The organism is Nocardiopsis oceani, assembly GCF_054777395.1.
This window is the reverse complement of the sequence record NZ_BAAHAR010000051.1, coordinates 22,055-40,765: the sequence shown is the minus strand read 5'-3', so window position 1 is coordinate 40,765 and position 18,711 is coordinate 22,055. Positions and strand designations below refer to the sequence as shown.

At 68.3% G+C, this 18,711-nt stretch carries 19 protein-coding genes; 6 read left to right on the top strand and 13 right to left on the bottom strand.

What is annotated here, in order from left to right; translation table 11 throughout:
- Positions 1–14: 14 nt before the first annotated feature.
- Genes ACYVDG_RS26955 through ACYVDG_RS26940 form a run of 4 tightly spaced genes read right to left on the bottom strand, consistent with a single transcriptional unit; the run spans position 15 to position 3,794 of the window.
- Positions 15–881 carry an ABC transporter permease gene (locus ACYVDG_RS26955; protein WP_460759779.1) on the bottom strand — a complete coding sequence of 289 codons (867 nt, stop codon included), beginning with the start codon at positions 879–881 and terminating at the stop codon, positions 15–17.
- Entirely contained in the window at positions 878–1,657 is a 780-nt protein-coding gene (locus tag ACYVDG_RS26950; RefSeq protein ID WP_460759773.1) for an ABC transporter ATP-binding protein, read from the bottom strand. The genes ACYVDG_RS26955 and ACYVDG_RS26950 overlap by 4 nt, the downstream gene beginning before the upstream one ends.
- Positions 1,658–1,659: 2 nt before the next feature.
- A complete protein-coding gene (locus ACYVDG_RS26945) occupies positions 1,660–2,553 on the bottom strand; it encodes an NAD-dependent epimerase/dehydratase family protein (protein ID WP_460759768.1) in 894 nt (297 codons plus the stop codon).
- Positions 2,550–3,794 (bottom strand): FAD-dependent oxidoreductase, encoded by a 1,245-nt coding sequence (locus ACYVDG_RS26940; RefSeq protein ID WP_460759763.1) that lies wholly within the window; start codon positions 3,792–3,794, stop codon positions 2,550–2,552. Before ACYVDG_RS26940 ends, ACYVDG_RS26945 begins: the two co-directional genes overlap by 4 nt.
- Before the next feature lie 187 nt (positions 3,795–3,981).
- On the opposite strand from ACYVDG_RS26940, the gene ACYVDG_RS26935 reads away from it, so the two are divergent.
- Complete coding sequence (locus ACYVDG_RS26935; protein ID WP_460759758.1) at positions 3,982–4,938, top strand: LysR family transcriptional regulator; 957 nt, start codon at positions 3,982–3,984, stop codon at positions 4,936–4,938.
- Between the two features lie 289 nt (positions 4,939–5,227).
- Here ACYVDG_RS26935 and ACYVDG_RS26930 read toward each other — a convergent pair whose 3' ends face one another.
- From ACYVDG_RS26930 to ACYVDG_RS26905, 6 genes are all read right to left on the bottom strand, one after another.
- A complete protein-coding gene (locus ACYVDG_RS26930; RefSeq protein ID WP_460759753.1) occupies positions 5,228–5,632 on the bottom strand; it encodes a RidA family protein in 405 nt (134 codons plus the stop codon).
- A 57-nt stretch (positions 5,633–5,689) separates the two neighbouring features.
- Positions 5,690–6,088: a hypothetical protein gene (locus ACYVDG_RS26925; protein WP_460759750.1), complete on the bottom strand. Its 399-nt coding sequence runs from the start codon at positions 6,086–6,088 to the stop codon at positions 5,690–5,692.
- Positions 6,089–6,093: 5 nt separating this feature from the next.
- Entirely contained in the window at positions 6,094–6,504 is a 411-nt protein-coding gene (locus ACYVDG_RS26920; RefSeq protein WP_460759746.1) for a RidA family protein, read from the bottom strand.
- Between the two features lie 25 nt (positions 6,505–6,529).
- On the bottom strand, positions 6,530–6,916 hold the full coding sequence (locus ACYVDG_RS26915) for an imine reductase family protein (RefSeq protein ID WP_460759741.1): 387 nt from the start codon (positions 6,914–6,916) through the stop codon (positions 6,530–6,532).
- Positions 6,913–8,529, bottom strand: a complete 1,617-nt coding sequence (locus tag ACYVDG_RS26910) for an MFS transporter (RefSeq protein WP_460759736.1) — start codon at positions 8,527–8,529, stop codon at positions 6,913–6,915. Before ACYVDG_RS26910 ends, ACYVDG_RS26915 begins: the two co-directional genes overlap by 4 nt.
- A gap of 66 nt (positions 8,530–8,595) precedes the next feature.
- Complete coding sequence (locus tag ACYVDG_RS26905) at positions 8,596–9,270, bottom strand: NADPH-dependent FMN reductase (RefSeq protein ID WP_460759729.1); 675 nt, start codon at positions 9,268–9,270, stop codon at positions 8,596–8,598.
- A gap of 193 nt (positions 9,271–9,463) precedes the next feature.
- On the opposite strand from ACYVDG_RS26905, the gene ACYVDG_RS26900 reads away from it, so the two are divergent.
- On the top strand, positions 9,464–12,607 hold the full coding sequence (locus ACYVDG_RS26900; RefSeq protein WP_460759723.1) for an AfsR/SARP family transcriptional regulator: 3,144 nt from the start codon (positions 9,464–9,466) through the stop codon (positions 12,605–12,607).
- A 45-nt stretch (positions 12,608–12,652) separates the two neighbouring features.
- Here the strand turns inward: ACYVDG_RS26900 and ACYVDG_RS26895 are convergent, their stop codons facing one another.
- Both ACYVDG_RS26895 and ACYVDG_RS26890 read right to left on the bottom strand, forming a co-directional pair.
- Positions 12,653–13,438 (bottom strand): ABC transporter permease, encoded by a 786-nt coding sequence (locus ACYVDG_RS26895; protein ID WP_460759719.1) that lies wholly within the window; start codon positions 13,436–13,438, stop codon positions 12,653–12,655.
- Positions 13,438–14,187 carry an ABC transporter ATP-binding protein gene (locus tag ACYVDG_RS26890; RefSeq protein ID WP_460759716.1) on the bottom strand — a complete coding sequence of 250 codons (750 nt, stop codon included), beginning with the start codon at positions 14,185–14,187 and terminating at the stop codon, positions 13,438–13,440. Before ACYVDG_RS26890 ends, ACYVDG_RS26895 begins: the two co-directional genes overlap by 1 nt.
- A 111-nt stretch (positions 14,188–14,298) precedes the next feature.
- On the opposite strand from ACYVDG_RS26890, the gene ACYVDG_RS26885 reads away from it, so the two are divergent.
- The 4 genes from ACYVDG_RS26885 (at position 14,299) to ACYVDG_RS26870 (ending at position 16,938) form a co-directional block, all read left to right on the top strand.
- Positions 14,299–15,468 (top strand): sensor histidine kinase, encoded by a 1,170-nt coding sequence (locus ACYVDG_RS26885; RefSeq protein ID WP_460759713.1) that lies wholly within the window; start codon positions 14,299–14,301, stop codon positions 15,466–15,468.
- Complete coding sequence (locus ACYVDG_RS26880) at positions 15,465–16,121, top strand: response regulator (RefSeq protein WP_460759710.1); 657 nt, start codon at positions 15,465–15,467, stop codon at positions 16,119–16,121. Before ACYVDG_RS26885 ends, ACYVDG_RS26880 begins: the two co-directional genes overlap by 4 nt.
- A 66-nt stretch (positions 16,122–16,187) precedes the next feature.
- Positions 16,188–16,325, top strand: a complete 138-nt coding sequence (locus tag ACYVDG_RS26875) for a hypothetical protein (protein ID WP_460759707.1) — start codon at positions 16,188–16,190, stop codon at positions 16,323–16,325.
- Between the two features lie 61 nt (positions 16,326–16,386).
- Positions 16,387–16,938 carry an amino acid synthesis family protein gene (locus ACYVDG_RS26870; protein ID WP_460759702.1) on the top strand — a complete coding sequence of 184 codons (552 nt, stop codon included), beginning with the start codon at positions 16,387–16,389 and terminating at the stop codon, positions 16,936–16,938.
- A 207-nt stretch (positions 16,939–17,145) separates the two neighbouring features.
- Here ACYVDG_RS26870 and ACYVDG_RS26865 read toward each other — a convergent pair whose 3' ends face one another.
- Positions 17,146–18,660: a YfcC family protein gene (locus ACYVDG_RS26865; RefSeq protein WP_460759699.1), complete on the bottom strand. Its 1,515-nt coding sequence runs from the start codon at positions 18,658–18,660 to the stop codon at positions 17,146–17,148.
- Between the last annotated feature and the right edge of the window lie 51 nt (positions 18,661–18,711).

Sequence of the window (18,711 nt, the reverse complement as noted above, 5' to 3'; positions counted from 1 at the left end):
TGTGGGGTGATGGGTCATCGGGCCGACCTCCGCGGCCCGGTCCTGCGCCACGGGAGCGCGAAGTACTCGACCGTGGCGACGGCGAACGTCGCAAGGGCACCCAGGAGCGCGACAGCGACCAGCCCGACGTACATGTTCCCGGCTTGGAAGAGCTGCCAGGAGTTCCAGATCAGGTAGCCGAGGCCGGAGTTCGACGCGACGAACTCCACCGCGGTGACCACCACGACGCCCAGGCCGGCCGCGACTCGGAAGCCGGTGAGGATGGAGGGCAGCACACCGGGGAAGATGACGAACGCCATCCGTTTCCAGCCGACCGCGCCGTAGGCGGTGGCAGCCTCCATGGTCTTGGGGTCGAACTGGCGGATGCCGCCCAGGGTGTTGATCTGTAGGACGAAGAACACCGTGAAGGCCACGGCCAGGATGCGCGGCAGGTCCGACAGACCGAAGATGAGCAGCAGCAGGGGCAGAATGGCGATCTTGGGAAGCGCGTACAGCGCGGAGAACATCGGTCCGAACGCGGCGTTGAGCGGCCGCGACATCCCCATGATCATCCCGGCGAAGGTTCCCGCCAGACCGCCGAGGAGGTATCCGGTCAGGAACCGGTAGATCGTCGCCGAGGAGTGCTCCCAGAGTTCTCCGCTGAGGATCATCGCCCACGCGTTGGCGAAGATCGCCGTCGGCGGCGAGAACAGCCGTGCGTCGATGACACCGGTGCGCGCTGCGGCCTCCCAAGCCAGGAGCAGGACCACCGGGGTACCGATCGACAGGGCGATGTCGCGGCGCCGCAGCCGGCGCTCGCGCCTCATCTCACGGCGGGCGGCGCTGTCGACGACCTCGGCGTTGCTGGTGTCCTGGGCGGGGGTCGTGGTCGACTGGCTCATGCTTGCTGCGCCTCCTGGCTTAGCTGGACCTCGTCGCGCAGGTCCTCCCAGATCGACTGGCGCAGCGAGGCGAACTCCTGGGTGCCCTCGATCCCGGAAGGGCGCGGGCGCGCGAAGGGCACGTCCACGACCCTCTTGATCCGGCCCGGGCGTGCACTCATCACGAACACCCAGTCGCCCAGCACCAGCGCTTCCTCGATGGAATGGGTGACCAGGACCACGGTCTTCTTCTCCTGCTCCCACAGCCGGAGGAGTTCCTCCTGCATGAACAGGCGGGTCTGGGCGTCGAGGGCTCCGAGCGGTTCGTCCATGAGCAGGACTTCGGAACCCGTCGCGAAGGCACGGGCGATGGCGATGCGCTGCCGCATGCCCCCGGAGAGGCTGTTGGGATAGGCGGTGGTGAAGGCTTGGAGGCCGACGGCGTCGATCCATTCCCGGGCGGTGGCGTTCCGCTCGCGTTTGCCCACACCGTTCATCCGCAGGCCGAAGGCGACGTTGTCCAGGACGTTGAACCAAGGGAAGACACCGTGCTCCTGGAACACGAAAGCGGGCCGGTCCGTCGATGCGGCGTTGGTCTGGCCGGTGGTCGATTCCTCCAGGGATCCGAGGATCCGCAGCAGGGTCGACTTCCCGCACCCGGAAGGCCCCAGGACACAGACGAAGGAACCCCGTTCGATGTCGAACGAGACCCGCTCCATCGCAACGGTCGCGCCGTTGGCCGCGAAGAACACCTTGGATACGTCCCGTACCGCGTAGGCGAGGTCATTGTGGGACACGGTCACGAGCTCCTTTCTGAACTGGCACCATCGGCTCGCTGGCCGTCCACGCGTGGCGGACGGCGCGAGCAGAACTCCCCGCCCAGGAGGTGGAGCCACGGGGCGGACGGATCCGCCTCCTCCGGAACCGATTCCACCTGGGCGCGCGCGGCCTCGCTGTCGTCAGCGGCCCGGAATCCCAACTCCTCTCCTCCGACGCGCGAGAGGTATCCGCTTGTGTTGCCTGATACCCCCCAGACGGTGCGGAACCCCGGTGCCGGCCCACTGAGGGCTGCCAGTACCAGCGCTGTGGCGTCGGCGGGGGAGAGCCAGGTGCTGAGCGTTCGGCGTGTCGTGGGAGCTGACTGACGAGAGGCGATGCGCAGGGCGACCACCTCCATCCCGTAGCGGTCGCCGTACAGGGACCCCAGCGCTTCGAGCGCAGCTTTGCTCATCCCGTAGAGCGTGTCAGGCCGGATGGAGACGTCGTCCTCGATGAAGCCGTCCACGGGTACGGGTTGGAAGCCCGCGGCGTGGATGGAGCTGGCCAGCACCACTCGGCGCACGCCCGCTGCTCGCGCGGCTTCGAGTACTCGATAGGTGCCGTCGATGTTGACGGCGAGCAGCCGGTCCCAGTCGTCTTCCAGGGGGATCCCGGCCAGATGGACCACAGCGGTAGCTCCGGCCAGGGCCGGAGCGATCGCCTCCGCGTCACGGATGTCGGCGGTGACCGGTTCGACGCCAGCGCGTGCTGCCACGGGCCGCAGGTCCAAGGCCCGTACCGTCCACCCGGCCGCCGCGATCCCGTCGGTGATGTCGGAGGCCAGTGCTCCGGCCGCACCCGTGATGACGACGGCACCGTGCGAGCCGTCCGATCGGCCTGTTCGGAGCCCGCTGTCGGTGGGGTGTCCAGTCACGTCAGCGCCCCCTGCCCAGCCAGCTCGGCGCGCACGGCTGCCACGTCTTCTTTGCCGCGGTCAGCGGTGACGGCGGCGGCGACACCGGCGGCGTGACCCGTTCCGAAGGAGGTTCCCATGACCCGTAGCGACGCGAACGAGCTCTGGTCACAGCTGGTCAGCCTCCCTCCGGCCCACAGGTTGTCCGTCGAGCGCGAAGTGACGGAGCCGTAGGGCAGGTGGTACCAGCCGCCCCCGGCGATTCTGGTGTAGTCGGTCCGGCCGCGCGCCACGTGCTCCTCCATCGGCCATCCGCAGCGTGCGATCGCGTCCTCGGGCCGCTTGCGCCCGGAGACCACGTCGTCGGCTGCGACGACATCGCGGCCGGCCAGGCGCCTGGTCTCCCTGATGCCGATCTGCGGACCGGTGGTCAGCAGGTAGGCGTCCTCCCAACCGGGCAGGAACTCGCGAAAGGCGCGGACGTAGTGCCAGGCGTCGGCACGGGCGTTGACCTCGGCCGAGGTCAACGCCCCGACGTCCATGATGTCGACGTGCTGGTCCGCGACCAGCATCATGACGTCGCCGACCACGGGCATGCGCACGGCGATCCCCGAGGTGCGGGGCAGGTGTACGCCCGTGGTCTCGGCGTAGCGCTCGACGGCCTGCGCCATCCTGGCGGAGACACCGTCGGCGTGGTCCTTGTGCACACCGCCGACCCGCATGACCAAGGTGGAGGCTTGGCGCTCACGGGGCGGTGAGAGGAGCTCTTCGGCCTCCGCCGCCTTGATGAGCACACCGTCCCCGCTGGCGTCCACGAAGCTGGTGGCGGTGATGGTCCGTACGCCGCCCCGGTGGGCGAGCGTGACGGATTCGATCGATCCGTCAGGCGCCTCAGCACTGACCAGGAAGGAGTGCAGGTAGAGGGAGACTCCCGCCTCGAGGACGATCTCGTCGTATACCCGCTTCATCGTCTCCAGGTCCAGGAGGACGACCTTGTTGCCCGTTGCCGCCACCGTGTGGGTCCGGTAAAGGTCCTGGGCGGCGAGCCTGTCCAGGACGCTCTGCCCTACCCCGCGTACCACCTGCTCGCCGTTCTGGTCGAAGAAGCCGCAGTGCGTGAGGACCGAGCTGGCGGTGGCAGCGCCGCCGAGGAACCCGTAGCGCTCGATCAGGCACACGCGCGCCCCCGACCTCGCCGCGCCCACAGCGGCCGCGATCCCGGCTGCTCCGCCGCCGATGACTGCCACATCGAACTCTTCCACGTGTGTCCTCCTCGGTTGCTGGGCTACGCGGAGCCCGTGTGATGAGGTCCTGGTCCCGGCGTCACCGGTCGTCCCGTGCAGGTGGCGTCCTTGTTACGTCTGTGTTTCCTGATGTTGACATCCGGAAAGCTATCCAGGAACTGCCGGATTCTGGTGGGGCCATGCTTTGAGGGCATAGCATCGTCTGATGGAGATCCGACATCTCGCCTATTTCGCAGCCGCTGCCGAAACCGGTTCGATCTCGCGGGCGGCGACCCGGCTCGGTACGAGTCAGCCCTCCGTCAGCCGCCAGATTCGGACCTTGGAGAAGGAGCTGGGCGTCAGCCTGTTGCGGCGTAGCGCGAACGGCGTCCGCACGACACCGGCGGGGGAGGGGCTGCTGCGCCACTACCAAAGGGTGTCGGCCGAGATCGCACGGGTCCCCGAGGTCGTCGAGGCCGCCTTCGAGGGCAAGGAGTTCGTGCGGGTGGGCTTGCCGCCCGGTCTGCCCTCGACATGGTTTCTCGGCGTGCTGACCGGGCTCCGCGAGGAATACCCCAATGTGGAACTCGACCTCGTGGACCTGTCCAGCCCGGAGCAGGAGCGGGCGCTCGGCCGGTCCAGACTCGACCTGGCCTTCATGCACCACACCCCTTCCGGTTACCGCAGCACCCACGTGCTGCGGCAGACGCTCGGCGTGGCCCTGAGACCGGGGCGGCACCGGTTCCGGTCCGCGCGGACGCTGACGGATCTGGACGGTGCCCGAATCCTGGCGCATACCTCTTGGGAGGTGTCGGGGCAGATCAGTGTTCTCGAGAAGGTCAGTCAGGCGGCAGGTGTGACCATCGACTGGCGCTTCCGGCAGTTCGGTGAACACGTCGGACTGATGGCCGCCAGCACTCAGGCTGACGGCATCCTCATCACCGAGGCGACCGCCGCGCGTTTCGTCTACCCCTGGCCCTGGGTCGCGATCGAGGTCGCCGGTGACCGGCCGATATACCTGGACACGTGGGCGGTCCACCCCACTCCGGCGATGCTGGCGGTCGAAGCGGTCGTGGACAGGGCGGTGCGTACACCCGCGGAGTGGCAGCTGCGTCTGCCAGCCGACGGAGCGGTTCTGACGACCACGGGTCACGACCGGCCTGTCCGGGACCACGAGTTCTAGGGCGTGTCCGGCGGATGAAGTGGCGGAGCAAGACCTCCGCGGGGTCGGCATGGTTGGCGCGGCCCAACAGCACCGCATACGGCAGTCCGCTCAACCATGCCAGGACCGGCACCAGCCGCGGCACCCGCACTGTTGACTCGGTCTCCCAACCCCACGATCGTCTGCGACAAGAGCGCAACGAGGACGGCTGATTCCAGCAGAGAGCAGGTCAGAGAGCGCTGGCCGGCTGCTGCCCGGGCGCCGATGACTGCACGGAGCAACGGTGGGCGTCTTCAACGGCCATGAGTACTCAGCTCCTTGCCGCAAGGGCTTCGATCTCGAAGAGTCCCTCGGGTGCCGCCAGCCCGGCGACACCGACGATCGAGTGCGCCGGCGGGTGGTCACCCCACGCCCGCAGCGATGCCTCCCTGACGATTCGCGCGCGTTCGGGTTGGAAGCCGACGACGTAGCTGGTGGCCTGGATCACGTAAGCGAAGTTCAGGTCCACTGCCTGCAGTGCGATGCGGACGCTGGCGAGCGCGTCCTCGACCTGCTCGGTGAAGTCGGTGTCGAGGAACTCTCCCCCGGCTGCCGTATTGACCGAAGCCTGCCCTGCGACCACCACGAGGTCACCGGAGAGCGCGGTGATGACGTGGGTGTATCCGTAGGGTGTGGGATCGAACAGCCCGGTCGGGTTGATCCTGGTCAGTGACATGGTGCTCCGCACCCCTTCTCTCAGGAATCGGCATTCTGCTCCCGCCCGTCAGCGGTCCTAGGTCTGTGGCGGTGTGACGGCGGTGACGGCTTCTTGGTAGAGCAGGTCGGGATGTTCCAGGGCCTCGGCGATGAGCAAGGCTCCGCCCGCCAGGGCATCGGTGCTCAAAGGGTCGAGATCCCACACGGGGGACAGGTCGACTCCTTCGGCGGCGCATCCGACGATCCGGACGATGTGCTCGGGCCCGGCGCCCACGGCACGCAGGGCGGCGTCGCGATTGCGCCAGAGCTGCTGGAGTTGGGTGGCCAGGTCCGGGCCCGCGGGGGCGCCGTTCTCATCGACGCCGGTAAGCGGTCCGATGAACACCAGCGCACCATCGGGACGTGTCACCCGGGTGACGTGGGTGCCCACCGGGATAGCGGGGTCGGTGCCATGACTAGCGCGTTCCAACGACATGATGCTCAACTCCTCGCCGCGATGGCTTCGATCTCGAACAGCACCTGGGGTGCGCCCAGCGCGGCCACACCGATGAGCGAGTGCGCCGGCAGGTGGTCGGCCCACGCCCGCCGCGATGCCTCCCGGACGATCCGTGCCCGGTCGGGATCGAGGCCGACGACGTAGCTGGTCGTCTGGGCCACGGCAGCGAAGTCCAGGCCTGCCGCCCGCAAGGCGATGCGGAGGTTGGCGAGCGCACCCCCGACCTGCTCGGTGAAGTCGGTGTCGAGGAGCTCGCCACCGGGCGTGAGTTCTCCCTCGACGCCGACTTGGCCGGCGACCATGACGAGGTCACCGGAGAGGGCGGTGACGACGTGGGCGTATCCCGCAGGTGTGGGGTCGTGCAGTTGGGGCGGGTTGATCCTGGTCAGTGACATCGTGTTCCTCATTGCTTCTCGGAGATCAGTTGTTCGGGTGCGGTCGGCGCTCGGCGGTGGTGTCTGCGTCATCACGCGGCCGATGGCGTGCGGGCCGGATCTCGTCGATCAGGCGCGAGAAGCCGTCCTCGCCGTGCCCCCTGTGGACGCTCTGGTCGATCCATGCCTTGAGTTGGCGCAACGGTGCGGCGTCGACACCGGCCTGCTCCCGGCTTTCGATCAGGTCGCCCATCAGTGCGGCGTGGGTGCGCAGTGGTCCCGTCAGCGGTGCGGGCGTCCGGTTCCAGACCGTGGTCGACCGCCCGTCAGCCAGCACCGCCCGGGCGACCGCACTGCCCATCGCGCCGGTACCGAGCACGGCGACGGCCCCGCTTCGGCCGACATCGGCCTCGTCCTCGTTCGACATGGTCATGCCTCCTCATGCCCGCTCAGGGCGTCCTGTTCGTGCTGCGCAGAGTCTGGTTCCCGCTCCTCTTCGCAGCCGTCGTGACGTCCGCGGTCCCGGATGACGAGGACGACGCTGACCAGCAGTGCGGCGAGTCCGACGAGTACTGCCCCGATGACCGTGTACGTTTGCAGTCCCAGGCTGATCGCGTCGTGCACGGGACCAAGAAGAGCCGGGCCACCGGAGCCGAGGCCTTCCGCCGCGGCAACCCCGCCATGGAGGCTGGAGAGCGCCGTATCGGCAGCGGATTCGGGCACTTCTGCTGGCATCGCCGACTCCAGCCAGGAACGGTAGACCACCGTGCCCACAGCACCACCCGCCGCGATTCCGAGGGCGTGGCCGAGTTCCCCGCTGACTTCCTGTGCCGCGCTGACGGATCCGGTCTTCTCCGTCGGCGCGCTGGAGACGATCAGATCCGTGACCAGGGCGAAGGCCAGACCTTGCCCGAATCCGAGCACCGACATGGCGGCGATGATGATCGGCAGCGGAGTGCCGGGGCCGACGGTCGCGGCCATCAGTACTGCCCCGGCCAGGACGACGCCGAGTCCGAGCGCGACCACCACCGCCGGGCGCAGCCGCCTGGCCAGTTGGGGGGCGAGCATCGCTCCGGCGATGTTGGTCGCGGCGAAGGGAAGCGTCCACAGTCCGGCCTGCAACGGGGTGAGCCCCACCACGAGCTGCATGTACTGGGTGAGGAGGAAGAACATCCCGAGTACGCCGGTGGCGACCAGCAGCATCGCGCCGAGCGAGGCCCCGATCCGCGGGTTCCTCAGCAGGTCCAGGTCGAACAGCGGGGAAGCCAGCCGCTGCTGGCGGCGGACGAAGATCCCCATCAGGAGAACCCCGGCGGCGGCAACGGCCAGGTTCGACAGGATCGACCCCTCCCCGGTCTCCTGTCCTGCGGCCAGCTCCTGTAGGCCGTAGACCAGCGCGAGGATGCCGGCCACGGACAGAGCGACGCTGGGCAGATCCAGTCGGGCGCTATTGCGCTCGGCGCGTTCGGGCAGCAGCCAGGGGCCAAGCAGCATCAGCAGCACCATGAACGGGACGTTGATCAGGAACACCGAGCCCCACCAGAAGAACTCCAGGAGTGCTCCGCCCATGACGGGGCCGATCGCCCCTCCGACGGTTAATGCGCTGAGCATGATCGCGATGGCCAGCCGGCGTTGGCTCTCATCGGCGAACATGGTCCGCAACAGTGAGAACAGGGAAGGCATCAGTGTCGCCCCGGCCACACCCAGCAGGGCGCGGGCGGTGATGAGCATTTCGGCGTTGACCGAGAACGCCGCGACGGCGGAGAGGACACCGAAGGCGGCAGACCCGATCAGCAGTATCCGCCGGGGTCCGGCCCGGTCTCCTAGGCGTCCTGCCGTCACCAGTAGGCTGGCGATGACGAACCCGTAGATGTGGGTGATCCATAGTCCCTGGGAGGCGCTGGGTTCCAGATCCGCGCTGAGGGCGGGTAGTGCCAGAAACAGCACTGTCAGGTCGGAGGCGACCATCAGCATCGGCAGTACCAGCAGGATGAGCCCGGCCCATTGCTTCTTCGTGGCCCGCTCGGCGGTGGGTGCGGCAGACATCGGAGTTCCTTGAATCTCGCTCTGGCTACGCATCGGGTGATCCCGATCCGGTCGGCTCTCGGTGTGCTATCCGAGTACCTTGTGGGTGGTCGCGCTGGCGTGGCTCTCACTACTGGCGTGGCTCTCGCCACTGGCCGGTAGCTCGAAATCCAGACCCGGGTAGGGGCGCGTCTTTCGGGCCTCGCGCAGCATGGGAGCCCACCAAGCGAGCTCATCCAGCACCGCGGTGGCCGGTGTGCGCAGACCGGCGGAGTCCACGGGGCGCCCGTCGTAGTCGAAGGTCTTCTCGAAGTTGGCCAGGGAGATGAAGCTCTTGGTGGCGATGGCGGGGAACTCCGGGAAGATCCCGCGCAGGTGTTCCACGGCGGTCAGTCCGCCGGTGATCCCGCCGTAGGAGATGAAGGAGACCGGGCGGAGCACCCACTCGCTGTAGAACCAGTCGATCGCGGTCTTCAGCGAGGCCGGGTAGCTGCGGTTGTAGACCGGGGTGATGAGCGTGAAGGCATCGGCCTTCGCCAGCCTGCTGCCGAGCCGGACGACGTCCTCAGGAGGCGTGACGCTGTAATCGTTGCCGGCGAGTTCTACCGGGAGCTCGTAGTCGGCCAGGTCGATGAGGTCGATGTCGAAGGCTCCGTGCCTCCGGGCTTCTGCGGTGAACCAGCGGGCCACGGTGGGGCCGAAGCGGTCGGGGCGGATACTGCCGATGACCACGGCCAGGGTGGGGGTCTCGGTGGTGGGCATGATCGCTGCTCCTGACTGGTCGGAGAACCTTTCACCACTGATCGTGGACCGCGGCGTCTCCGGAAAGGCTCCGGCGGAGCTCCGGGGTGCGGGTCCCGTGTCTCCAGGGCTTCCTCGGGGCCATGACCTGGACCTTGTGCACGTGCTCCCGACCGCAGGCGTGCAGGAGTGACCCGAGCCCTAGAATCGCCCCATGAGGATTGAGGTGCTGGGACCTGTACGGCTCCGGGACCACGCCGGAGATGTGGTCGAGGTGCCCGAGCGGAAGGTCCGTGCCCTGCTGGCAGCCCTGTCCGCTGCCGACGGCAAGTCGGTGTCCCCGCAGACGCTCCTCGACCAGGTCTGGGGTGCGGCGCTGCCGGCCAATCCGGCGCGCGTGCTGCAGTCCAAGCTTTCCCAGCTGCGGAACCTGCTCGAAAGCGCGGGTGGAGGCGGGCGCGGGATTCTGGTCCGTGAGCCGGGCGGATACCGGCTTGTCGCCGGTCACCGTGAGACCGAGGGCCCTGTGTCGGGGGTGGAGACCGATGCCGACGTGCTGCGCCGGGGCGTCGCCCGGGCGCGGGCGGCCACCGAGCCTGCCGAGCGGCTGGCCCTCCTCAACGACATCCATGAACTCTGGCGCGGTCGTCCCTACGGTGAGTTCGCCGACGAACTGTGGGCCTCCGCGGACACCGCGGCACTGGAGGAACTGCACCTGCAAGCGGTGGAGCTGCAGGCCGCGGCACTGCTGGAGACCGGGTCCCCCGAACCCGCCTACACGGTGTTGCGACCGCTGCTCCAGGACCACCCCACCCGGGAGCCGCTGGTGGTTGCCGCCATGCGTGCCTGCTACCTGACCGGCAGACACCCGGAGTCGCTGCGGCTCTACGAGAGGCTGCGCACCCACCTGGCGGACGAGCTCGGAGCCGACCCGAGCGCCGCGACCCAAGAGCTCCACCAAAAGATCCTCCGGCAGGACCCACAGCTGACACCTGCTCCGGGGCCGGGTGACCAGACACAGGCACAGTCCGGGGCACCGGGTTCCACGGCGTCCGGAGAGAGCCCGCGCGGGAATCTCCCTCGGCACGGTTCACCGCTGATCGGGAGGGAAACCGAGTCCGCCGCCCTGGAGAGTCTGGTGCGCGACCAGCGCCTGGTGACGGTGCTCGGCGTCGGTGGTGTCGGCAAGACCCGCCTGACCACGGCCGTGGCGGCCGGTATCGTCCGGACCCGACAGGACAACCCTGAGGCTGGCACGACGGGCGTCGGTTCGGCGTGGTTCGCCGATCTCACCGCCCTGGCTGCGCGCGAGACCGTCGAATCCATCACCGGGCAGTTGGTCGCCCTGCTCAAGCTGCCCGCGGCCTACGGCGACCATGAGACGCTGCTCTCGCGCGTGGCCGCGGTACTGGACGAGCGCAGGGCGCTGCTGGTGCTGGACAACTGCGAGCACGTGGTCGACGCTGTCTCGTACTTCACCGCGGAGCTGCTCGGCAGGACCGAGCATGTGCGTGTACTGGCCACCAGCCGTGAGCCGCTGGGCTTGCCGGAGGAGCAGCGGTTCCCGCTGACACCGCTCGCGGTGGAAAGCACCGGCCCCGCCGATGAGGGCTCCTCCGCCCAGGACGGTGCCGGGCGGCGGAGCCAAGCGGACGGTGCTGTGCAGCGGAGCCGAGCTCCTGCGGTGACGCTGTTCCTGGCCCGTACCCGTACGGTCGCCCCGCACCTTCAGCTCAGCGACCAGGACCTCGGCATCATCGCGGAGCTCTGCCGCCGCCTGGACGGGCTGCCGCTGGCCATCGAGCTCGCCGCCGGTCGGATGAACACCCTGGCACCGCGGGGTCTGCTCGACCGCATCACCGACCGGCTCGATCTGCTCGCTCGGCCTGGACGGGGCGCCCCGCGCCGTCAACAGACTCTGCGCGGTGTGCTCGACTGGAGCTGGGAGCTCCTGGACGAGACCGAACGTGCTCTGCTGCGCAGGCTGGCCGTTCACCCGGCCAGCTGGACCTTGGACGCCATCGAGGCGGTCTGTGCGGACAACGCCACCGGCACAGACGCAGCGGATTGCGGGATCCCGCCGGGCGCCGCCCAGGAAGAGCACCGGGCTCATGGGCTGCGCGGTGTTCGGCTGCGCCGCGCGGAAGTCCTTCCCACACTCGCACGACTGGTGGACCGCAGCCTGGTCTCCACGGTGCACATCCAGAACGGTGGCGGTACCGCTGTGCGCTACCGGCTGCTGGAGACAGTGGCGACCTATGCCACGGAGAAGCTGGAGGACTCCGCGGAGCGACCGGGGGTCGCGTCCCGCCATCTCTCCTACTACCGGGCCCTGGCGGACTGCGCCCGCGGCTTCCTGTTCGGACCGCATGCCCGTGACTGGATGGACTGGATCGATCAGGAACAGGCGCACCTGGACCACGCCCATGCCGAAGCGCTGCGCATCGGCGACGGGGCCAATGCCGTCGGACTGACCCTCTCGACCTTCTGGCACCGCTGGATGACCGGAAGAGTGGGGGGCCTGGTCCAGACGCTGCGGGCAACCCAAGCCTGTCCCGGTCCGCGGGACAACGCCCACAAACAGGTGGCGGTACTGGCAGCCAGGGCCGATGAGCGGGACGACGTGCACCACTGGTCTGCGGAGATCACCGCTGCCCTGGACGCGTTCGGCGGCGACGACCAGGCGGTGCTGGCACGTATGCAGGTGCAGTGGTTCCCCGCCACCATGCTGATCGTCTCGGAGGACTACCGCCGCACCGGAGAGCAGCTTGCCGACGAAGCTATCGGCTACCTGGTCGACCACGGCGACCTGCATGGAGCGGCCTTCGCCACGACCCAGCGGGACTGGTTCCTGCTGGACCACTGGGACGTTCCGCCCCAAGGGCTGCCCGGCGGCCATGACGCGGAGGCCGTCCTCCGTGAGCGCGGGGACTCCTACGGGCTCATCCTGCTGCTGTCGGTGCTCCACATGAGAGCGGAGAACGAGGGCCGCACCGCTGTCGCCGAGAGCATCGCCGAGGAAGCCCTGGGGCTGGCGGTGAGCCTCGATCTGGATGGTGAAGCCGCCTACTGGTATCCCATCCGCGCTCTGAACAGCCTCCGCGCCGGTGACTTCGAGGCAGCGGAGCAGGCCATCGAGGCGGCGCTGGCCCTGGCCAGGTCGGTGGCCTTCTGGTACGGGGAGGTGTTCGCCTTTGCGGCCCGGGCCGCGGGGGCCGCAGCTCGCGGTGACACCGCGCGGGCGGCGGAGATCCTCAACTCCATCTCCGCCCCCGGACACCACCACGGTGCCCGCTGGGTGACCCGGATCCTGGGCGACGAGGCGCTGCCAACCCCCGATGAGGCCGGTCGGGCCTGAGGCGCCGAGCGGAAGTGCAGGGCCGCCGAGGAGCCTGCCCAAGGGTCATTCCCAGCGGAAGAGCGCGGCGGCCACGCCGGCGCCGATCACGGTGCTGGCCCCGAGGCTGACCCAGTTCTCCCAGGCCACCGTCTCGCCCAGCCACGCGGACTGGAACGCTTCGACGGCGGCTCCGAAGGGCAGCCAGGAACCGATCTCGGCCAGCTTGTCGGGCAGGTTCTCCACAGGGCCGAACATGCCGCCCAGCGCGGCGAGCCCGAAGAACGCGGTCAGCCCGACGGCGACCGCCGAGTTGGGCGTCGGCGCGACCGAGGCCACGATCATGCCGATGGCGTACATGGCCGCGCAGCAGGCCAGCAGCACCAGCACGGCCGTCAGCACATCGTTCGGCGGATTGGCGTTGAAGAACAGCGCCCCGACACCGAAGGCGAGCGCGATGCCCAGGATGACCTGGAGGAAACTGACCACCATCTGGGCCACCAGCACCATCGCGGGTGAGGCCGGGGTCACTGCCAGCCGGCGGAGGATCTTGGTCTTGCGATAGGTCGCCAAGAAGCTGGGCATGTTCATCACGGCGATGGTGGTCACCACCATGGTCACGACCACCGGCAGGGCGTACACGTCGAGCACGGTGACCCCCGGCGCGACTTCCTGGCCCAGGTCGTCGAGGGAGATGCCTTGCATCACCAGGATCAGCAGGGGCAGGCCCAGCGGGACGATCAGTCCAGCGGTGTCGCGGGTGATCATCCTGGCCTCGGCCTGGATCATCCGCAGCCATGCGCGGGGGCCCGGTCGGCGGGCTTGGATCGTGGTCGTCGGCCTGGTGGCCATCAGTGGTCCTCTTCCTGGTCGTCCTGCGGCCCCTTGCCGGTCAGCGCCACGAAGGCGTCCTCCAGCGTGGCGACCCCGGCCTGTGCTTTCAGCTCCTGCGGTGTGCCCTGGGCGATGATCTGGCCGTCGTCGATGATCGCGATCCGGTCACAGAGCCGTTCCACCTCGTCCATGGCGTGGCTGACCAGGATCACCGTCTGCTCTTCCAGTGACTCGATCGTCGACCACACCCGGCGGCGGGCCTTCGGGTCCAATCCGGTGGTGAGCTCGTCGAGGATCACCGCCTGAGGTCGGCCGATCAGCGCCAGGGCGATGGAGAGCCTCTGCATCTGCCCGCCGGAGAGGTTGCCGAACCTGGTCTCGGCCTTCTCCTGCAGCTCCACCATGGCCAGGGCCCGGTCGGCCTCCAGGGGGTCCGGGTAGAAGCTGCGGTAGAGGTCCACCAGTTCACGGGCGGTCAGGGCATCGTGCAGGTAGGCCTGTTGCAGCTGGACACCGAGTACCTGGCGGACCCGGGCCCGGTCGGTGAACGGGTCCAAGCCCAGAATCCGCACACTGCCCTTGGTGGGTTTGCGCAGCCCGGCGATCATCTCCACCGTGGTGGTCTTGCCGGCCCCGTTGGATCCGAGGACGCCGAAGGTCTGCCCGACAGGGATCTGCAGACAGACGCCGTCGACCGCTGTCTTGCCCTTGTAGCGCTTGACCAGATGCCGGGCATCAACGGCCAGTGGTGTGGTCTGATCTCTCATGCTGATCAGTCTTCTGCGCCCGGTCGCGGCAGGTATGTGCCGGCGGTCATCACCTCGCCCATGACTTTCGGCACCTACGGTCCCCCCGGGCTCTCAGTACCCTTGACCGCTATGGAGGATCATCCCCGCAGCGCCCCGGTCTCCGCGGTTGCTCCCCGCAAGGTGCGCCGTGCCGAGGCCTTCGCCGGGTTCGCGGTCATGGGGCTCAGCCTGGTCATCGGGGTGCTCACCCTGGTCATTGACGACCCCATCATTCCCGTCCCAGCGTGGGCCGGCCTACTCGTGGTGTGGTGTGCCTCCACGTGCCTGTCCGCCAGTGAACTGCCCAGCCGCGCCGGGCAGCTGCTGCTCTATGCCGCCGCCGTGCTGACCTCCTGGTTGCTGGGGGTAACGGCGTTCGGCGGCGGAATGACGGTCATTCTGATGATCGTGGTCGCTGCCGTGGGCAGCTACCTGATGCCGATGCGGTGGGTGCTGGGCGTCGTGCTGCTGAACTGCCTGGTGGTCTTCGGGCACACGTGGGTCAGCAGTGCCGACCTGGTCACAGCCGTGGTAGTCGCGAGCTTCTACCTGATCATCCATCTGGCCACGGTCTTCAGCACCTACCTGTCATGGCGGGAGAGCCAGCTGCGCACCACCTTGGAGCAGAAGAACCTGGAACTGGTGGCCGCGGGAGTGCGGTTGGAGGGCTCCGCAGCATCCGCCGAACGGCTGCGCATCTCCCGGGAGCTGCACGACCTCATGGGACACCAGCTCACGGTGCTCAACCTGGAACTGGAGGCCGCCAAGCACCGCGATGGCGCTGCCGCCCGTGAGCACGTGGAGCGCGCCGGGTCCGTGGCCAAGGACCTGCTGGCCGATGTGCGCAGCACGGTCGGCGAACTGCGCGGGGCCGGACCGGGCGACCTGCAACAGAGCCTCCAGCGGTTGGCCGGGGCGGTGCCCAGACTGGAGATCCACGTCGAGGTCGGCGCCGGGGTGCAGCCCGACGAGGACGTCTCCGCCGCTCTGGTACGCGCGGCCCAGGAGATCATCACCAACACCGTCAAGCACGCCGAGGCATCCGAACTGGCCCTGACGGTGGAACTGGACGAAGGCACGCTGACCCTCAAGGGCACCAACGACGGCCCGGCCCCGCACAGCATCACCCCCGGACACGGCCTGACCGGCCTGCGGGAGCGCTTGGAGCCGCTCGGCGGGAGCCTGGACATCAGCACCAGACCGCATTTCACCGTGGAGGTGCAGCTACCGCTCAACCGTGATCGGCAGCTGCAACCATGAGCCGGCCGGCCCCACGCGTTCTGGTGGTCGACGACCAGACCCTGGTCCGCCAGGGAATCCGCTCACTGCTCGAACTCGCCGGCATCGACGTGATCAGCGAGGCGTCCGACGGCGCGGAGGCACAGCAGGCATGCTCCACGCACAGCCCCGACGTTGTCCTCCTGGATCTGCGGATGCCGGTCTACGACGGGCTCTGGTTCCTCGAGAAGCAGTCCGAGCAGGGAAGCGAGATCCCCACGCTGGTGCTGACCACCTTCGACGACGACACCGTGGTACTCGATGCCCTGCGAGCCGGAGCCCGGGGCTACCTCCTCAAGGACGTCACCGTCGACCAGCTCGCCCACGCCGTGGAGTCCCTGGCCTCCGGAGGAACACTGATCGGCCCGTCCATCACCGAACGCCTGGTCAGAGCGATCCGGTCCGGTCCGCCGCCCGTCGGCGCCGCCGGGGCCGTCGTCGAGGGCCTCACGGACAGTGAGACCAAAGTGCTGCGTCTGGTGGCCGAGGGATACACCAACCGTCAGATCGCCGAACTGGTCCACTTGGCCCAAGGCACGGTGAAGAACCACGTCTCCGCCATCTTGGTGAAACTCGGCGCCCGCGACCGGACCAATGCCGTGCTGCGGGCTATCCGCGAGGGGATGCTCGGCTGAACACGCTGCCGGTACCGAGCACAATGCTGAGTCGTCAGACGTTCCCCCAGGGCGGATGGGGAGCGCTTGCGCGCTTCCCGTCAGTGGTCCGCACCGAAGCGCCCCGACACCGAACGCAACCGTGTCCGCTCCGGTGTCTCGGGCAGCCACGGATACCCCGTGCTCGAACCCATGACCCTGGTCGAGAACGGGCCCGAGCCTTGATCAATACGCCGTACTTCGGCAACCTCGTCGGTGAGTTCCTCACCCTCGAAGGAGTGACATCGTGCATACCCGCAAGACCTTCACCATCGTTGAGGACACCCTCCAAGAAGGGGGACGCCCGGTCGGCCCCGCGGCGCGCGTAGCCGTGGTCGCTGCGGTGATCGACAACCCCTGGCGAGGCCAGGGCTTCGTCGAGGACCTGCAGGAGGGGATCGATGCCACCGCCTCCGACCTCGGGGCTCTGCTGGCGCCCAAGGTCGTGGATGCTCTCGGTGCTCCGGTCGAGGCCTACGGCAAGGGTGCGGTCGTCGGCCTGGACGGGGAGATCGAGCACGGCTCCGCCCTGATCCACACCCTGAAGTTCGGCGACCACTTCCGCAAGGCGACGTCCGCGACGACCCTTCTTCCGGCCGTGGAGAAGAGAGGACCCGCCGGGATCGTCTTCGACATTCCGCTGAAGCACATCACCGATGCCACGATCCGGTCCCACCACCAGACAGTGGAGGTGCGGCTGCCGGACGCTCCGCATGCCGGGGAGATCGTCATAGCGCTCGCGGCCTCGGCGCAGGGCCGTCCGCAACAGCGGCTGGCCTCCCTGTCCACGGAGCAGTAAGACGGCCGAAACGGCGGCGCCCGTCGTGCTCCTCCATGGAGTCGTGCTGGCCAGGCTCATGTTGGGTCCGCTGATCGATGGGCTCGCCCGACGGACTGATCGTCCAACGGTCGCGAGGATCAAGCCGGGCACGTTGCTGTGTCCGGGGAACGGAGAAGCCCGTGGTCAGAACGATATTCTGACCACGGGCCAGGAGCGCACAACAGGCTAGACCGGCCCCCAACCGATGGCATGGGCGACCAAGAGCGCGGTGGTCCCCATCGCCAGCCAGATCAGCATGAGCGGCCAGATGAACCGCACCCACTGGGTCCAGGACACCCCGGCGAGCGCCAGGCACGCCATGAAATAGCCGGACGTGGGGTAGAAGATGTTGGCGAACCCGTCGCCGATCTGGAAGGCGAGCACGGAGGTCTGGCGAGTGACGCCCAGGATATCGGCCAAGGGCGCCATCACCGGCATCGTGATGACTGCCTGCCCGCTGCCGGACGGGACCAGGAAGTTGAATGATCCCTGGACCAAGAGCATGCCCAGCGGGGCGAGCATGGCCGGCAGCCCGATGGTCGCGGCGGCAAGCCCGTGGACCACGGTGTCCAGGATCTGCCCGTCTTCGAGCATGACCGCCACGCCGCGGGCGAGCCCGACGACGATTGCGCCCATCAGCACACTGCGCATGCCCTCGGTGAACGAGTCACATACCTGCGTGGTGTTGAGGCCCGACACCAGCCCGACCACGACACCCATGGCGAGAAACAGCCCGGCCAGCTCGAACATGAACCATCCCAGGCCGAGTACCCCGTAGAGGAGCAGGGCCAGGAACCCCAGGAGGACGACGATTCCGGCCACCTGGCGCTTGGTAGCCGCCGCCGGTTCGGTCTCGGTGGACTTGGTGAGCTCAGCGCGCTTCTTCTGGTCCTCGGCGTAAACCAGGCTGTGTTCGGGGTTCTTACGAACTTTGGCTGCGTAGTGCATCACGTACAGCACGGCGGCCGAGACGACGCCTACGAACAGCACCATGCGCAGGCCGATACCGGAGTACAAGGGGATGCCGGCGATGTCTTGGGCGAGCCCGACGGTCACCGGGTTGGTAAGGGCGGCGGAGAACCCGGCCGTGGTCGCGCACAGAGCCACCGCGGCCGCGGTGATGGAGTCGAAGCGCAAGGCCAGCATCAGGGGGAGGATCACTGGAATGTAGACCAGGCTGAGTTCTTGGGTGCCGATGAAGGTGGCGATGAACGCGAAGGGGACCATCAGCAAGGGGATGGTGAGCAGCCCTCGGTGGGAGAAGCGCCGCGCCAGCCGCCCGACCCCCAGATCGATGATTCCGGTGGCCCGCAGCACCATGAATGCTCCGCCGATGAGGAATGTGAAGACCACGACCTCACCGGCGTCGACCAGGCCGCGCGGTACGGCGGTGAGGAATTCGACCAGTCCCACCGGAGCGGCGTCGATGTAGCGGAAGGAGTCGGGGTCGACGATCTCCCTTCCCTGGGGGCCGGGGACGAGATCGTAGGCCCCGGCGGGCACGAGGTAGGTGGCCCCTGCTGCCAGCGTGATCAGGCTGAACAGGATGACGTAGATGTGGGGGACTTGGAAGCGCCGCTTGTCGAGCCTGGCCGTGTGTAGCTTCTTCTGCGCCTTCTGTTTGGCCTGCTTGTTCTGTTCGGTCTCACCGGCCTGGGATTCCTGGGGTGAATCCGTGGGCTGTCTGCGCGCCGGGGTCATCGATGTTCGCTTCCTGGTCGGGGAGTAGCGCGCTCGGCGCCAGCCAAGGCG